Annotated in this window: 19 protein-coding genes; 17 read left to right on the top strand and 2 right to left on the bottom strand. The window is 36.0% G+C overall.

The features are described from left to right. Positions 1–128 precede the first annotated feature (128 nt). The 9 genes from B154_RS0113445 (at position 129) to B154_RS28545 (ending at position 4956) form a co-directional block, all read left to right on the top strand. Positions 129–557 (top strand): SRPBCC family protein, encoded by a 429-nt coding sequence (locus B154_RS0113445; protein ID WP_018614779.1) that lies wholly within the window; start codon positions 129–131, stop codon positions 555–557. 36 nt (positions 558–593) lie between these two features. After that, positions 594–1004, top strand: a complete 411-nt coding sequence (locus B154_RS0113440; RefSeq protein WP_018614778.1) for an SRPBCC family protein — start codon at positions 594–596, stop codon at positions 1002–1004. A gap of 30 nt (positions 1005–1034) precedes the next feature. After that, positions 1035–1412: a SnoaL-like domain-containing protein gene (locus B154_RS0113435; RefSeq protein ID WP_018614777.1), complete on the top strand. Its 378-nt coding sequence runs from the start codon at positions 1035–1037 to the stop codon at positions 1410–1412. A 147-nt stretch (positions 1413–1559) separates the two neighbouring features. Beyond that, positions 1560–2057, top strand: a complete 498-nt coding sequence (locus B154_RS0113430; RefSeq protein ID WP_018614776.1) for an SRPBCC family protein — start codon at positions 1560–1562, stop codon at positions 2055–2057. A 211-nt stretch (positions 2058–2268) separates the two neighbouring features. Continuing rightward, positions 2269–2625 (top strand): YciI family protein, encoded by a 357-nt coding sequence (locus B154_RS0113425; protein WP_018614775.1) that lies wholly within the window; start codon positions 2269–2271, stop codon positions 2623–2625. 169 nt (positions 2626–2794) lie between these two features. Next, positions 2795–3277, top strand: coding sequence for a sigma factor (locus tag B154_RS33380; protein ID WP_245542599.1), 483 nt, complete (start codon positions 2795–2797; stop codon positions 3275–3277). 97 nt (positions 3278–3374) lie between these two features. Further along, a complete protein-coding gene (locus B154_RS33375; RefSeq protein ID WP_342664114.1) occupies positions 3375–4085 on the top strand; it encodes an RNA polymerase sigma factor in 711 nt (236 codons plus the stop codon). 82 nt (positions 4086–4167) lie between these two features. Then, positions 4168–4668 carry a YdeI/OmpD-associated family protein gene (locus tag B154_RS0113415; protein ID WP_018614773.1) on the top strand — a complete coding sequence of 167 codons (501 nt, stop codon included), beginning with the start codon at positions 4168–4170 and terminating at the stop codon, positions 4666–4668. A gap of 108 nt (positions 4669–4776) precedes the next feature. Continuing rightward, the gene (locus B154_RS28545; protein WP_157580725.1) at positions 4777–4956 is read left to right on the top strand and encodes a hypothetical protein; all 180 of its coding nucleotides are present in this window, start codon (positions 4777–4779) and stop codon (positions 4954–4956) included. 458 nt (positions 4957–5414) lie between these two features. Here B154_RS28545 and B154_RS0113405 read toward each other — a convergent pair whose 3' ends face one another. Together B154_RS0113405 and B154_RS30155 are read right to left on the bottom strand one after the other, a co-directional pair. Further along, positions 5415–5810 carry a VOC family protein gene (locus B154_RS0113405; protein ID WP_018614770.1) on the bottom strand — a complete coding sequence of 132 codons (396 nt, stop codon included), beginning with the start codon at positions 5808–5810 and terminating at the stop codon, positions 5415–5417. Between the two features lie 296 nt (positions 5811–6106). Beyond that, positions 6107–6439: a VOC family protein gene (locus B154_RS30155; protein WP_051084309.1), complete on the bottom strand. Its 333-nt coding sequence runs from the start codon at positions 6437–6439 to the stop codon at positions 6107–6109. Positions 6440–7092: 653 nt separating this feature from the next. Here B154_RS30155 and B154_RS0113390 point away from each other — a divergent pair. The 8 genes from B154_RS0113390 (at position 7093) to B154_RS0113355 (ending at position 14188) form a co-directional block, all read left to right on the top strand. Then, the gene (locus tag B154_RS0113390; protein WP_018614768.1) at positions 7093–7416 is read left to right on the top strand and encodes a hypothetical protein; all 324 of its coding nucleotides are present in this window, start codon (positions 7093–7095) and stop codon (positions 7414–7416) included. Between the two features lie 181 nt (positions 7417–7597). Beyond that, on the top strand, positions 7598–7912 hold the full coding sequence (locus tag B154_RS0113385; protein WP_026260179.1) for an EthD family reductase: 315 nt from the start codon (positions 7598–7600) through the stop codon (positions 7910–7912). Positions 7913–8029: 117 nt separating this feature from the next. After that, positions 8030–8302, top strand: coding sequence for a hypothetical protein (locus B154_RS0113380; protein ID WP_018614766.1), 273 nt, complete (start codon positions 8030–8032; stop codon positions 8300–8302). Between the two features lie 166 nt (positions 8303–8468). Next, positions 8469–9473 carry an alpha/beta hydrolase gene (locus tag B154_RS0113375; protein WP_211217496.1) on the top strand — a complete coding sequence of 335 codons (1005 nt, stop codon included), beginning with the start codon at positions 8469–8471 and terminating at the stop codon, positions 9471–9473. Between the two features lie 206 nt (positions 9474–9679). Beyond that, complete coding sequence (locus B154_RS0113370) at positions 9680–10465, top strand: SDR family NAD(P)-dependent oxidoreductase (RefSeq protein WP_018614764.1); 786 nt, start codon at positions 9680–9682, stop codon at positions 10463–10465. Positions 10466–10504: 39 nt separating this feature from the next. Next, positions 10505–10978 (top strand): hypothetical protein, encoded by a 474-nt coding sequence (locus B154_RS0113365; RefSeq protein ID WP_018614763.1) that lies wholly within the window; start codon positions 10505–10507, stop codon positions 10976–10978. Positions 10979–11110: 132 nt separating this feature from the next. Continuing rightward, on the top strand, positions 11111–11695 hold the full coding sequence (locus B154_RS0113360) for a Crp/Fnr family transcriptional regulator (protein WP_018614762.1): 585 nt from the start codon (positions 11111–11113) through the stop codon (positions 11693–11695). Between the two features lie 117 nt (positions 11696–11812). Then, on the top strand, positions 11813–14188 hold the full coding sequence (locus B154_RS0113355; RefSeq protein ID WP_018614761.1) for a TonB-dependent receptor: 2376 nt from the start codon (positions 11813–11815) through the stop codon (positions 14186–14188). Positions 14189–14827 lie beyond the last annotated feature (639 nt).

Below are 14827 nucleotides of genomic sequence, written 5' to 3'. Positions count from 1 at the left end.
CCGCCTCATTAGTATTTAGACAATACTTTTGTTGCATAAAGTTTACAACAGTGAAATAACCGGAACCATTTTTACCCTGACTTCCGGAATGATTGTGAAATAAAATTCAAAAAACAAAAAGCAAAAGAATGAAAGATCAAGATTTTACCAAAACGCTATTAGTTGACATAACTCCTGAAGAAGCTTTTAATTTCATCAAAAATGTTCGGGGATGGTGGTTAGGATTGTATTCGGAAGAAATTGAAGGAAGCACGGATCAACTTAATGAAGAGTTTACGTTTCGTGCCGGAGGTGGCGCTCATTATTCAAAACAAAAATTAATAAAATTCATTCCTGATAAAAAAATCGTCTGGCTTGTAACAGATAGTAATCTCACTTCTCTTCTTAACAAAAGCGAATGGACAGGGACTAAAATTAGTTTTGAATTTTTTAAACAGGATAAGAAAACTAAAATCGTCTTTTCGCATGTAGGATTAGTTCCCAAAATTGAATGTTATGGTGGGTGTTCAGGTGCCTGGACAAATTATTTGGAAAAACTGGAGAAAACATTAGCATAAACATAAATGAATCAACAACAATAAAAAGATAGAAGCATGGCAGACATCAGGCATAATGTAGTTATAAAAGCTACACCCCAAGAAATTTATAAAGCTATTACTAACCAGGAAGGCCTTTCAAACTGGTGGGCTAAACAAACCACGGCGAAGCCAGAAGTAGGATTTGTTAACACATTTACTTTTGGAAATTTCCGAAACGAAATGATAGTAACTACTCTTACTCCCAACAAAAAAGTTGTATGGCAATGTATCAATTCTATTGAAGAATGGATTGACACAAATATTTCATTTGAATTGGAAGAAAAAGATGGACGAACCCTTTTGCGGTTTGCTCATTCCGGCTGGCGGGAAGTTACAGATATGTTTGCCAGTTGTAATTATGACTGGGGACGATTTATGACAAGTCTAAAATTATTTTGCGAAACCGGTATAGGAACGCCGTCTTAAAAATCATTATTCTAAAAAATAACCTTAGCAATGACACCAACAAAAAAGGTAATGACAACCGTGGAAGTTGCAGCACGATTTAATGAGCTGGCACAGCAAGAAAAGTGGTTTGTAATCGAGGACGAACTCTTTGCAAACAACATCAGGAGTATTGACCCTCCCAATTCTCAATATTTTAGGTATGCAGAAGGCAAAACTTCGGTCCGTAAAAAAGGCGAAGATTGGGTGGCGCGAGTTGAGGCTGCTCACTGGCTTCATACTACTGAACCTGTTGTGGCAGGAAATCATTTTGCAGTCGGAAGAGAGGTGGATATTACCGTACAAGGATTGGGAAGAATACAAATTAACGAAATAATGATCTACGAGGTGAAAGACGGTCAGATTGTGTTAGAGCAATTCTTCTATTGAGAAAACTATTCTAAAACATTTTACACTCCAGAATAGGTAATATTTCAATAAATAACAGGAAATCAGATAACTATCTACTTTCTAATAGTAGTGAGAAGTCTGACTTTTTGCAAAGATGATACGCAAAAAAATATAAAAAATATACCAATGATAAAAACAGATTTTACTACTACCCTTATAGTTGACAAAACACCGGAAGAAGTATTCAAAGCAGTAATTGATGTTCGGGGATGGTGGTCAGAAGAAATTGAAGGCAGTACAAAGAAACTTAATGATGAGTTTACCTATCATTACAAAGACGTTCACATTGCCAAAATGAAATTAATTGAAGTGATTCCAAACCAAAAAGTCGTTTGGCTGGTACTGGACAACTATATCAAATTTATTGAGGACAAAAACGAATGGAAGGGCAATAAAATTATTTTCGAGATCACTGAGAAGGACAATAAAACACAACTCCAATTCACTCAATTGGGTTTAGTTCCCGGATATGAATGTTTTGATATTTGTTCAAATGCGTGGACTCACTATGTACAACAAAGTTTACACAGCCTAATCACCATCGGTAAAGGACAGCCTATCCAAAAAGCCGGATCGAATGTGTTTGAAGAAGATATTGTCAAAAAAATCGAAAAAAAAGGATAACACGAAAAGAGAGGATTATCAATAAGCATTGTAGCAAATACTCCTTTACAGGAGCATTTGAAAACATTAACAGCGTTACAAAATGGTGGACATGAAATTATTAAAGGTTATAATATTAACATTAGATGATATCAACAGAAATATATACCTTCTTGTCCCCTACTTTGACTTTCAATCGTCATTATGGTGTAGAAATTAAAATTTTAAAAAAATGAAAGAATTCGTATTAGTTTTCAGAACTTCTAACAATCCGGACTTTACACCATCACCCGAGCAAATGCAGGAAGGTCTCACCAACTGGATGAATTGGATGGGCGGTATAGCTGCTCAAAACAAATTAGTTAGTAGGGGTAGCAGATTATCTGTCTCAAACTCTAAAACTGTTAAGCCTAACAATGTAGTAGTGGATGGTCCTTACACCGAAATTAAGGAGTTCATCAATGGCTACACGGTTGTAAAAGCTGCGAATATTGATGAAGCTGTTGAAATGGCCAGTGGTTGCCCGATCCTGCAACTTGGCGGAAATGTTGAAGTTAGAGCTGTAGTAGCATCTGATGACAACAGTTAAATGATTTAGCCCTATTATAAACGGGGCTATTTTTTTCATCTGGTGAATTTGAAAATTTTAACGAGTAAAACCTATAAATAAAATGAAATCAAAAATGCCGAAAAACCTGGTATTTTTACTTTTGGGAATGGTAAAATAGTTAGAAAACAGTTTATTATGTAAAGGAATAATGGCAAGCAGTTTTTCAAAAGAAACAGGGTTAATACCCCATTTATTTAGATCAGAATATTCCAAAATGACGGCTGTTTTATGCCGTCTTTTTGGTTTAAAGCATATTGAAATTGCGGAAGACATAGTAAGTGAAACATTCTTGAAAGCAACTGAAATATGGAGTATTAATGGATTGCCTGAAAACCCGACAGCCTGGCTATACACAGTAGCTAAAAATAAAACTAAAGACAACCTAAAACGAAACGCTCTTTTTGAGCGAGTGGTTTCAACTGAAATTAAATCAGAAGAAATTCAAAATGAAGAGTCGTTTATTGATTTTACAAAACAAATTATCAGCGATAGTCAATTAGCTATAATTTTTGCCGTGTGCAATCCAGTAAATTCAAATGAAGGACAAATTTGTTTGGCACTTCAAAATCTTTGCGGCTTTAGCCTAGAAGAAATTGCAAACGCGTTTTTAAGTAACAAAGAAACGATTTAAAAAAAGGCTACTACGGGCAAGGGACATTTTACGTAAAGAAAATTTTAAACTTCAGGAATTAAATCCAGTTGAAATTCAGGAAAGGCTTGATAATGTATTGACTGCATTATACCTACTTTTTAATGAAGGCTATTCTTCAAAATCAAACAACAATCTTATTAGAAAAGACGTTTGTGCGGAAGCAATTAGATTGACCCTTATATTAACTGAAAATCAGTTAACAAACACGGCAAAAACAAATGCATTGCTGGCTTTAATGTGTTTTCAAAGTTCCAGATTGGACGCAAGATTTAATGAAATGAAAGAGGTCGTTTTATTTGACGAACAAGACAAAAATCTTTGGAACAAAGAATTAATTGACAGGGGAAATTATTACTTAGTCAAGGCTTGTTCTGGAAATGAAATTTCCACATATCATTTGGAAGCAAGAATTGCCTATTGGCATACAACAGCTACCAAGTTTAAAAAATGGGAGAATATTTTAGAGCTGTACAATATTTTATTGCAATTGCAATATTCACCAGCCGCTGCATTGAACAGAATTTTTGCTTTTTCAAAAGTTTATGGAAAAAAGAAAGCAATTACTGAAGCTGAAAAATTAGCTTTTAATAATAATCTTTTTTATCATTCATTATTAGGCAATCTTTATACCCATTTCGACAATATAAAGGCCATACAACATTTTCAAACAGCCTTGCAGCTTACAAAATCAATTTCTGACAAAGCGACTATTAACAAAAACATAGAGAGACTAACAACGGAGAAAAAACAACAGCTAATCGAGGACAGCTCGGTTAGTTGTAACTAACGGAGTGCACCTCTCACACCATCGTACGCGTACAACGGTTCGAAACGTCATAACTAGTATTAAACTTATAAAGACATTAAGTATGGCTAAAAAAATGGAAGCCTTAGGACATAATCCTGTAAACCAGCCTTCCAAAATAAAGCTTCGGGCTCAATTAGAATTAAGAGGTAAAACCGCAACAGGATTTGTTATCCCGGAAAATAATATTACAGAACTTGGGGCAGGCAAGAAGCCGCAAATACACGTTAACATAAAAGGACATACCTACAGAACGAGTATAGCATCGATGGGTGGAGAATTTATGCTTCCTGTAAGTGCAGAGGTACGTACAAATGCAGGCGTGAACGCCGGAGAAGTAATAGACTTAGAACTAGAGCTAGATACTGAGCCTCGTGAAGTTGTTATTCCTGACGACCTTAAAAAAGCGCTTGAGGCGAAGCCAGATGCAAAAAAATATTTCGAAAGTTTATCCTATAGCAATAAGCGTCGTTTAGTAATCCCCATAGAGGATGCCAAGACACCAGAAACCAGACAAAGACGTATTGAAAAAACAGTTACGCTATTGATTGAAGGAAAAGCTTAAATGGTTTGCCCGAGTTAGGTCAGAAGTTTTTGAAGATTGTTAATATTAGGGGAAAACATAAAAGTCATTGCTAAAAAACAAGCAAGTAAAAAAGTAATTAGTAACAAAATGGAAAGTAACAACTCGTCTCCATTATTCTGCTGGACGGTACTATACCCAAGCAAGGAAGGTACGTCATTTGATTTTGAACTTTATTCAAAAACGCTACTCCCCGAATATGTAGAAATACTTGGTGATAACTGCGTTAGATATGAAGTGCGGAAAGGTTTAGCAACTCCGGAGCTATAGTCCCAAACTTTGTTTGTATCATAAACATTTGGGTAACTTCACGTGAAAAATTTCGAGCATCAATGGCCGATGAAAGAATGAGAGCGCTAATGGTGAAAATCTCTGCATTTACAGATATACAATCAATTAGACAGCTTGATCAAGTAATAGATTGACAAAGAAAAACAGCAATCAAGTAATACTTTAGATCTATTTCACAAGAAAATCTGTGTCAACATTTTCAATAAGTAATAGAAGTAAGTAAGTTTATATTTTTGCTTGTTGGTACTCTTTCTACACATATCTCTTGCCAAGATCGATTTTGTTTGGGAATTAATTTGTCAATACTAAAAAGAACTTCCAAAATTCTTTTACAAGAAAAAATGACTTATAATATTTTAGCCGCGGAAATGTGTAATTCCTTATATTATCAAATGATGTCGTAATTGATCAAGCTATAGTTTTCTGATCTTTTTTATTCACCGGTTCGTTAATTCTACTAAATCCCACAGGTTGCCATATAAGTCTGCAAAAACAGCTACTATTCCATATCCTTCTGTCTTTGGCTCCCTGATAAACTTTACTCCCTTATCCCGCATAGAGGAATAATCTCTCCAAAAATCATCCGTTTTTAAAAAAAGAAAGACTCTGCCTCCTGTTTGATCGCCTACCCTACTTCTTTGTTCATTCCCTACTGCTTTTGCAAGCAACAGCCAACATTCTTCTGATCCCTTAGGCGCAACAAGTACCCATCTTTTTGTTTCACTTTGTGGCGTATCCTCCAACAGATTAAAATTGAGTTTCTCTGTATAAAACTTTATCGCCTCATCATAATCATCGACGATTAACGCAATATGTACAATTTGTTGTTTCATTCCGATTCATGTTTAAGGTCCTGATGTAATACCTCGGTTCTCAAAATACTCCTCCAGTCTTTTAATCATGTTTAACTCACCCATTAACACTGTTTTTAGTGACAATTCCAAATCTGTAACTTTATATCCAACGTGGAATGAAAACTCTGCAAATACTATCCTTCCAAGCAAGCCGTCATTTTCTAATTCGAGGAGCGAGGCCACCAACTACTCTCTCTGAGAGCGTGAGGAACTTTTCTTCCTTTATTCTTTTTAATTCTTATTAAAATTCAACATCCATTTAATACCAAATTTATCTACCAGCGTACCGAATATGCCTCCCAAAACACTTCTTTTAAAGGCGTGGATACCCTGCCCCCTTTACCTAATTTCTCAAACACGCTAAAGATTTCTGGCTCTCTATTACAATTAAGAGCAAGAGAAATTTTATTACCTTTCGTATAGCCATCCATATCAGTCATGTCAGAACCCGTCAGAATTTGCAAGCCGTCTATTGTTAACGAAGAGTGCAGGATTTTGTCTTTGCCGTCACCTTGAAATTGTTCGGAAGGCGAACCAGGCACCTCCTTAAGCTCGAGCTCACTACCCAGGCACTCCTTATGCCTCCCAGCATTTTCCGTTAAAGCCAATGTAGGGATTAATAGCAGTCATTTTGAAAAATTTTTGATTGCGAAGTGATTTGTCATTGTGTTTGTGACTGCGCTTTCTTAGGGATTAAAGGTAATAAAACAGCTGGCTGTTAAACTAGGTAAGAACATCTGTTAACCCAGCCTCTATTTCGTTGATGCCTAAAATATGAAATACAATAGTAAATACAGTGGCAGTAGCTTAACGGAATGGATTACTGCTATTCTTCAAACGATTCATAGGTGTCGGTGAATAGCGCTTTATTCAGCCTTCCTGCCAACATACCTGTTTTATATAAGGCTTAAACAGTTATTCGTGGATTTATGCCGAACACTTTTATTATTATCCTTGAATTTCGTTAAGAATAATTGAGATTGTTTCCGGTTGCTTCTTATAAAATTCTCATGTGCATTTAATAAATGCGCAACGGCGGGTATTTCTATGCCTGCCTCTTTAAAAATTTTAATGTGAATGTAAGAATTCGTTTGGGAGAAAAGTAAGAAAGTGATTATTACGAACGACATCTATCTTAATCATGTACGGGCGGACTAAGGAACTTAAGCGGATACAAAAATGAAGTTTTGAGCTCAGGTTTTTTAACACACAAGTTGGATCATATCAAATTGCAATTGTTAAACCAGTTAAACTACAAATAATGATAGCAAGAATTTGGCACGGTTACACCACTCTCTCTAATGCACCCGCTTATGAAAGGCTGCTTAAGCAAGAAGTATTTACTTCCATAGAAGAAAAGCAAGTGAAAGGATATGTGGGCATTCAACTTTTGAAAAGGCAACTCGAAACTGAGGTGGAGTTTACAACAATTATGTTGTTTGATAAACTTGAGGCAGTAAAGCAGTTTGCAGGAGATAATTATGAACTTGCCTATGTGCCGGCAAAAGCCAAAGAGTTACTGCATCGGTTTGACGAAAATTCAATCCACTGCGAGATTATACATGAATTGTATTATCACATATAAAATAAAACGGAATAATTTTTATAATTGGCTTCAAATTAAAAGATTGGTAGAAAGAAAAACATTAGAAAATGGAAAGTAACAATTCATCTCGTCTGTTGTGCTGCATAATTTTTTATCCGTTCAACGGTCTGGAGATAAACTGTGTTAGAATCAAATTTATACAAACACCAAAAAATGAAAAATGGCAAAAATGACTGTGATTTATAGAAATCCGAAAGACAAGGAAATATTTGAACAACATTATTTTAATGTACATATTCCTTTAGCCAAGCAATTGCCTGAACTAAAAAAATACGAAATCAGCAAGGCCCCAATTATATCGCCAACAGGACACTCTGATACTTATTTGGTAGCAAATTTATATTTTGACTCAATGGAAGACATTAAGAAGGCTTTTTCCTCTGAAGTAGGGCAAAAGTGTGCTTTAGACAGAAAGATTTTAGCGCCAAATAATGATGATATCCAAATTTACTTATTTGACACCATAGAAGTCTAATATGATTTGAACAACAGGCATAAGTCACAAACTGCTTAGTATTATTTTCAGTAGCAATGCTGTATTTATCATCCGGAAACGAAAAATAGTTTTAACAACGAACAGTAAACAATGCACATGGCAGAGGTAATCATCATAACAAGGCATACTGATGAAACCATTACAAAATACTTGCACCCGAATACAGTAGGTAGCAAAAAGGACGTTTATCAGCATTTGCATCAAATGATGGTCAACACAGCAAAGGCCGATGCGGCGGCTTCGCACCTTGGAAGAGCAAGAAGGCGTAATAACCTGGATTATCTAAAAAGTATCAGCGTACACGTTATGGTACTCGTTGGAGTGGCCGACGCTTTTACGACGGAGGAAGAGATGAGAAATATTGCATAGCAGTTTGAAGACGCAACATTTGTAGTAATAACGGAAGCTGGACACATGCCAAATATGGAACAACCTTCCACTTTCAACAGAGCGGTTCTAAGTTTTTACGATAAACATGCAATAAGCTTTTGTTTCCCTCGACGACAGAGATAGGATGCACAATTCTCTTAATAAAATGGCAATAGAATTGTGTTATGATAGAGGTGCTTTTAATCGTAATAATGTGCGGAGGCAATGTCAAAGAGTTTGGAGCGAGGAAAACGTTAATAAACGGGTAAAAGACAACCAGTATTACTTAAAACCCCACTTCCAAAGCATCAATAAAAAAAGAATGAGCGTCAGAATGGAAAATCAATCTCAGTCTGTAGGACAGATAAAATCAAAGGATGGCACGATAGTAAGTTATCAAGTTAATGGTAGTGGGCCTGGACTGATTATTATTCCAGGCGTGTTATCAATTGCAAACAACTATAATGTACTTGCCGAATACCTAAGCAAGAACTTTACGGTTTACACGATTGAAAGGCGGGGACGAGGCTTGAGTGGCCCACAAGGTGATGATTACGGTATTAACAAAGAGTGTGAGGACGTTCTTGCCGTAAGGGAAAAAGCTAGAGCCCAATATTTATTTGGACATAGCTATGGCGGTTTAATTGCTCTTGAAGTTGCCAGAAATAATGACCATTTTTTACGAATTGCCCTCTACGAGCCTGCGGTGTCGATTGATGGCTCTATTTCAATGTCGTGGATACCTTCATACAAAAACGCCATTGACAAAAAAAAACATTTAGATGCATTTGCTACATTCTCAATTGCTGCCGGTCCTGAAAAAGCTCAAAAAACACCCCATTGGGTAATGAAATTAATGTTACCTTTTTTTATTCCGAAACAAGAACTAAAACAAATGTTCAGTTTACTTGAAGAGAATTTAAAAGAACACAAAGAAGTTGCTCGAAAGGATAACACCTACAAAAACTATGAACAAATTTCAGCAGGCGTATTGCTTATGTATGGCGGTAAAACTGGCCTCAAATGGGTTAATAAAGCAATCGCTGCGCTTTCTGACATATTACCATCATCAGAGGTAAAGGAGTTTTATAACCTTGATCATTTTGGGCCGGATAAAAAGGCACCTCATGAAATTTCATTGACCGTTAAAGAATTTTTTATAAAAAACTAATAAAGCGTTGAAAAATTACGGCATCTAGCAAAGCTTTAGTCAAGTAAGCCTGTTCTGATTAAAAGCACTGAAAAAAAATTAGATTCAAAAATACTAGTGCCATGCTATGGAGAAAGTGATAAAACATGAGTGACTAGAGAACTGCGCACAAGTTTCAGAAGCGACGTTATGGGATAAGCAGTAAAAACAAAAAAAATCAGTGGCATATGCTTTTAAAAGACAAGAATGCTGTCATCTATGGGGCAGGAGGATCAGTAGGTAAAGCGGTTGCAAAGGCTTTTGCCGCGGAAGGTGCAAAGGTGTTTTTAACGGGACGCACACCAGAAAAATTAAAGCAAACAGTAGAAGAAATTATTGTAAATGGTGGCTATGCCGAACTCGCTAAAGTTGATGCACTTAATGAGGAAGAAGTATATATGCATCTAAGTAGCATTATTGCGGCTCATCAGCGTGTTGATATTTCTTTCAATCTTATTGGCATTGATGACGTGCAGGGGTTGCCGCTCACGAATATGAAAATAGATGAATTCCTGGCTCTCGTCGAGATAGCAATGAAAACCCAATTTATAACCGCAACGGCAGCAGCAAAGATGATGATGGTGGGCGGCAGTGGAGTAATACTAATGTTATCGGCTAATGCAGGTAAAAAACCGTATGAAAACGTGGGTGGATTTGGTATTGCATGTGCAGCCATTGAAGCGCTAAGCCGGCAGTTAGCAGTAGAATTAGGAAAGCATGGTATTCGGGTAGTTTGCCTTCGTTCAGCTGGTTCGCCAGATGCGGCAGGCGTTTCGCAAGTATTTGATGAACATGCCAGGTTAAAAAACCAAAGTAGACAAGAATTCGAAAGCCACTTTGCCGAACAGACTATGCTGAAACATTTGCCAAACCTGAATGAGGTAGCTAACGTAGCTGTGATAATGGCATCTGCTAAGGCAGCCCCAATTACTGCTGCAGTTGTAAATGTTACCTGCGGTGAGTTAGCGGATTAGCTTTTTGTCCCATGATTACACTAATTAAAAATATAAACAGTGAAACTGCCTAAACCAAATCCATTGTCAAATCAATCATTTAATAATATGCTATCGATGAAACTGAAATTTGCAATTGTTATAGCTGCATGCTTTGCACCGTTTCTATTTGCGTGTAAAAAACAAAAAGCCGTTAAGGACAACAACTTATATGGCAAATGGAAGCTAATTGAAATATATGATAAATATGGTAGTGGTGAAACTAATGGGTGGCATGATGTTACCAGAGACGGCTTGCAGCAGATAGAGTTTACTTTGAATGGGGGGTATAAAAAAACCGAGAATATAGGTGCTACATCTCGGCAATGTTCCGGAACTTATAAAATGCCAGCTCAAAATAAAGTTGAAATTAACTCTACGTGTGATCCAGCAATAGAGAGTTTGACGATTAGTGAATTGACAAATGAAACTCTCATCACTGACCAAATTGGAACTGAAGGTATTATCCGTTTCAAATACATACCGTGCAGGTGATAGTACCAAATAGGTTCATAGATTATTTATCCGTATCTCAGCAAGAAAAAACAAATCCTAAGCTCCCTATTTATTGGCTCTGACTTTGCTCTTTCAAAAAGAATTTCAAAATGACGTTTAAAGCTTTTTTTTATGCTTGATAATGTTAAGGAGAACCTGCTTACACACGTAAATTTTACTGACGAGGAGATCGTAAATTTAATCTCAAAATTAGAATCTAAACTTCTTAAAAAAAACCATTTTTTATTGCGCGAAGGTGAGACAGGTAAGCACGTTGCATTTCTTAATAAAGGTCTAATTCGTCTCTATTACGTAAAGGAAGGAAAAGAGCATAATTCAGGATTTTTTCGATCCGGAAGCTGGGTTAGCGAATATGCCAGCTTTCTACATAAAAAGCCCTCTCTGTTTTATATAGAGGCTCTTGATGAAACTGAATTATTTCTATTAAGTTATGATAATATGCAAAAGCTATATCACCAGGGTAAAGCATTTGAAAGACTTGGGCGATTAATTGCTGAAAATTTATTTCATGCTTATTTTAAACGAAATATGTCCCTCATATTAGATTCACCAGAAGAACGGTATCTGACTTTTCTGAAAGAAAACGCATCGTTGATAGAGTTAATTCCTCTTAAACATATAGCTTCCTACGTTGGAGTCGAGCCGGAAAGTTTGAGCAGAATCAGAAAAAGAATTAACAAGCTTCAACCAAAATAAAAGTAATTGACTTAGGTTAAGAAAGTTGTTTTATTTCATAACCTCCATCAAGTAAAAAGTTTTTTGATTTGCTAACATTTGCTGTGATATTAATTATTCTTCAAAATTTATTTTCACATGCAAACGTGTATCAGATTTACCTTACTCTTTTGGCTTACTATTACAATTACCCTGGTTAATTCACAAAAATTATTGGAGCAGACCCTTAAAGGTCAAATCGTTGATGAAATTTCAAAGTCCCCAATACAAGGCGCTACCATTACTTTGATTAGCAATTCATCAGTAACCGCTATCAGCGAAAAGAACGGGTTCTTTTCACTTACAAAAGTCCCGGTCGGCAGACAATCGATTGTTATTTCATTTGTAGGATATGAAAATCAGGTTATCAATGAAATACTGGTAACATCGGGCAAAGAAGCGATTATCAATGCTTCTCTCACAGAAAAAATTACTAAGTTAAAGGAAGTCGTCGTTAAAGGAAGCAGCAAAAGAGTGGTAAACAATGAGATGGTAACGGTTAGCGGTCGCTCTTTTAATTCTGATGATGCAAGAAAATATGCAGGTGCATTAGGCGACCCTTCCCGAATGGTGGCAGCTTTCGCAGGGGTGTCCAGCTCTAATGATTCGAGAAATGACATCATCGTAAGGGGCAATTCTCCGACAGGCTTACTATGGCAGATTGAAGGTATTGACATACCTAATCCTAATCACTATGGTTCTTTGAGCTCAACGGGTGGTCCGGTTAGTATTTTAAATACCAACAATCTCGGGAAATCCGACTTTTTAACTGGTGCATTCCCGGCGCAGTATGGCAATGCTATTGCAAGCGTTTTCGACCTTAAATTAAAAAACGGAAACACCGACAGAAAAGAGCTTCTAGCTGAGGTTAGTTTTACGGGGTTTGAACTGGGAGCAGAAGGACCGATTTCTATGAAGCATGGGTCATCCTACATTTTTAATTACAGGTATTCTACTGTTGGTCTTCTGAATACTTTCGGATTAAACGTTGGGACAGGTAAAGCGGCTCCACAATACCAGGACTTAAATTTCAAAGTTTTACTGCCTGTTTCGGAAAAGACAAAAATTTCATTTTTTGGTCTTGGAGGGCCAAGTAAAATAACATTTTTAGGAGCAGATGTAGATTCTAAAAATGAAAATCTGTATAGCGCACAAAATGAAAATTTATTTACAAAATATTTTACAGGTATTATAGGTTCAACGGTAGAAACAAATTTTAGTCAAAAAACATACGGAAAGCTTAGTATCGGCTTTAGCAATACTTCAGAAAATATTCAACATGATTCTATTAGTGCAAGTGCAAAAAAAGCATTTAGAGATGCAGAACATGAGTATACAACTAATCGCTTCTCGTTGAGCTATATGCTTTCTCATAAGTTCAATCCCAAAAACAGCATTGTTGCTGGCACGAACAACTCTCTTATTTTCTTCGACTTATTTGACAAAAGGATATATGGGGGTGGCATTTCTGAAAAGATAAATCTTGACCAGAAAAATCATATGACTTTATTACAAGCATATGCTCAATGGAAGCACCGCTTTTCTGAAAATATTTCTTTAAACGCTGGAGTGCATTTCCAAACCGTAACATTAAATAATAAAAGTGCATTAGAGCCACGAATTGGATTAAAGTATGTTACTCCTGATAAGAATATACTCTCTTTTGGATATGGTTTTTATTCATTCATACAAAGTCCGTTAGTTTACTTTTATCAAACATTGGCTAATGGTGCGGTAGTTAATACAAACAAAAATTTGGGATTTACAAAAAGCCAACAATTTGTTGGCAGCTATGATTTTAATATCAGCAACAACATGCATTTGAAAACAGAATTATATTATCAGTTAATTACAGATGCACCGGTTGAAACAAAACCGAATGGTTTCTCACTCTTAAACGAAGGAGCTGGTTTTGGAACTGAACTAAGAGATAGCCTGGTAAACAATGGAAAAGGCCGCAATTATGGAGTTGAATATACGCTTGAAAAGTATTTTACAAAAGGCTCTTATTTTTTAATTACAGCAAGTTTTTTTGATTCGAAATATAAAGGCAGTAATGGAATAGAACGTAATACAGCATTCAATACAAAATATGCTTTTAACGTGCTTGCAGGAAGAGATTTCAAAGTAGGAAAAAAGAATAATACTTTTTCGGTGAATGCAAAACTCAGCAGCATAGGCGGTAAATACATTTCCCCGATTGATGTAACTGCATCTCAGAATAGTAACACGACAACTTATGATGAAAACATTTCGCCCTTTTCTTTAAAGCAGGCTCCTTACTTCAGAGCAGACATGAAACTTGGGTATCGAAAAAACAATAAGAAATCAACTTTGGAATTTGGAATTGATTTGAAAAATTTTACCATGCATGATAACATATTTGTTAATAAATACAATAGAGGCACGAACAGGATTGTTTCTCAATACCAGCAAGGCTTTCTACCGGTTCCCTATTTTAAGCTAACGTTTTAATGTTTTTGCATTTATGGACTTAAATCCAAGCTCAATACAAAAAAAGTTTTTCAATCTTTAATATCAAAAATTATTAGTTTGTTGAGTCCTAAAATAAGTGGAAAGATTTTCAAAAACTCCAACTGTCACTGGCAGTCGGAGTTTTCATGTATTGGTAAGAGGTTTTCAAAGATAAGCATTAGTGTGGACGGTAGTTGGAGTAAAGCCCAATGGATTCCTTTACTGCCTGGATAGTTTGTTTTTGCTGGCCAATATATCATTGGCAAAACTCTTTTTTTATAGTTTTATTCATTCGCTCTGGCAGTGCAATTTAACATGGATCTAACTAATGTGCCATGCTAATGTTGTTATTATCGCAAGGCTTTCGTATTTGCAACAATATCGCAGTACTCTATTATGATGATGAATAAAAGCATGCGTGTATAATCCATTTTTTATAGCCATTTCTATTAAGTGACCACTCCATTTTGGGCTTTTATAAATTTTTTCTAGCCGTTCACTCTCCTCAATTAAAAAATATCTATTTTGAAATTTGTTTTCCGGCCGATCAAACCGTCATTTTGTAGGTCCCTCGATGCAGTTGGTAGAAACATCCAGAAAGTTGACGTTTTTTAATGAATTTTACATCGTATGAGAAGA

The organism is Segetibacter koreensis DSM 18137, from assembly GCF_000374045.1.
Classification (GTDB): Bacteria; Bacteroidota; Bacteroidia; order Chitinophagales; family Chitinophagaceae; genus Segetibacter; species Segetibacter koreensis.
The sequence above is the reverse complement of the archived record's forward strand: the minus strand, read 5'-3'. Positions and strand labels throughout refer to the sequence as shown.

Excerpts from the sequence above, each read along its gene's own strand:
- B154_RS0113385 (WP_026260179.1), top strand. The coding sequence starts at position 7,598 with ATGGCAAAAATGACTGTGATTTATAGAAATCCGAAAGACAAGGAAATA.
- B154_RS0113430 (WP_018614776.1), top strand. The coding sequence starts at position 1,560 with ATGATAAAAACAGATTTTACTACTACCCTTATAGTTGACAAAACACCG.
- B154_RS0113405 (WP_018614770.1), bottom strand. The coding sequence starts at position 5,810 with ATGAAACAACAAATTGTACATATTGCGTTAATCGTCGATGATTATGAT.
- B154_RS0113355 (WP_018614761.1), top strand. The coding sequence starts at position 11,813 with ATGCAAACGTGTATCAGATTTACCTTACTCTTTTGGCTTACTATTACA.
- B154_RS28545 (WP_157580725.1), top strand. The coding sequence starts at position 4,777 with ATGGAAAGTAACAACTCGTCTCCATTATTCTGCTGGACGGTACTATAC.
- B154_RS0113435 (WP_018614777.1), top strand. The coding sequence starts at position 1,035 with ATGACACCAACAAAAAAGGTAATGACAACCGTGGAAGTTGCAGCACGA.
- B154_RS0113370 (WP_018614764.1), top strand. The coding sequence starts at position 9,680 with ATGCTTTTAAAAGACAAGAATGCTGTCATCTATGGGGCAGGAGGATCA.
- B154_RS0113415 (WP_018614773.1), top strand. The coding sequence starts at position 4,168 with ATGGCTAAAAAAATGGAAGCCTTAGGACATAATCCTGTAAACCAGCCT.
- B154_RS0113425 (WP_018614775.1), top strand. The coding sequence starts at position 2,269 with ATGAAAGAATTCGTATTAGTTTTCAGAACTTCTAACAATCCGGACTTT.
- B154_RS0113390 (WP_018614768.1), top strand. The coding sequence starts at position 7,093 with ATGATAGCAAGAATTTGGCACGGTTACACCACTCTCTCTAATGCACCC.
- B154_RS0113445 (WP_018614779.1), top strand. The coding sequence starts at position 129 with ATGAAAGATCAAGATTTTACCAAAACGCTATTAGTTGACATAACTCCT.
- B154_RS33380 (WP_245542599.1), top strand. The coding sequence starts at position 2,795 with ATGGCAAGCAGTTTTTCAAAAGAAACAGGGTTAATACCCCATTTATTT.
- B154_RS0113440 (WP_018614778.1), top strand. The coding sequence starts at position 594 with ATGGCAGACATCAGGCATAATGTAGTTATAAAAGCTACACCCCAAGAA.
- B154_RS0113360 (WP_018614762.1), top strand. The coding sequence starts at position 11,111 with ATGCTTGATAATGTTAAGGAGAACCTGCTTACACACGTAAATTTTACT.
- B154_RS0113375 (WP_211217496.1), top strand. The coding sequence starts at position 8,469 with ATGGCAATAGAATTGTGTTATGATAGAGGTGCTTTTAATCGTAATAAT.
- B154_RS0113380 (WP_018614766.1), top strand. The coding sequence starts at position 8,030 with ATGGCAGAGGTAATCATCATAACAAGGCATACTGATGAAACCATTACA.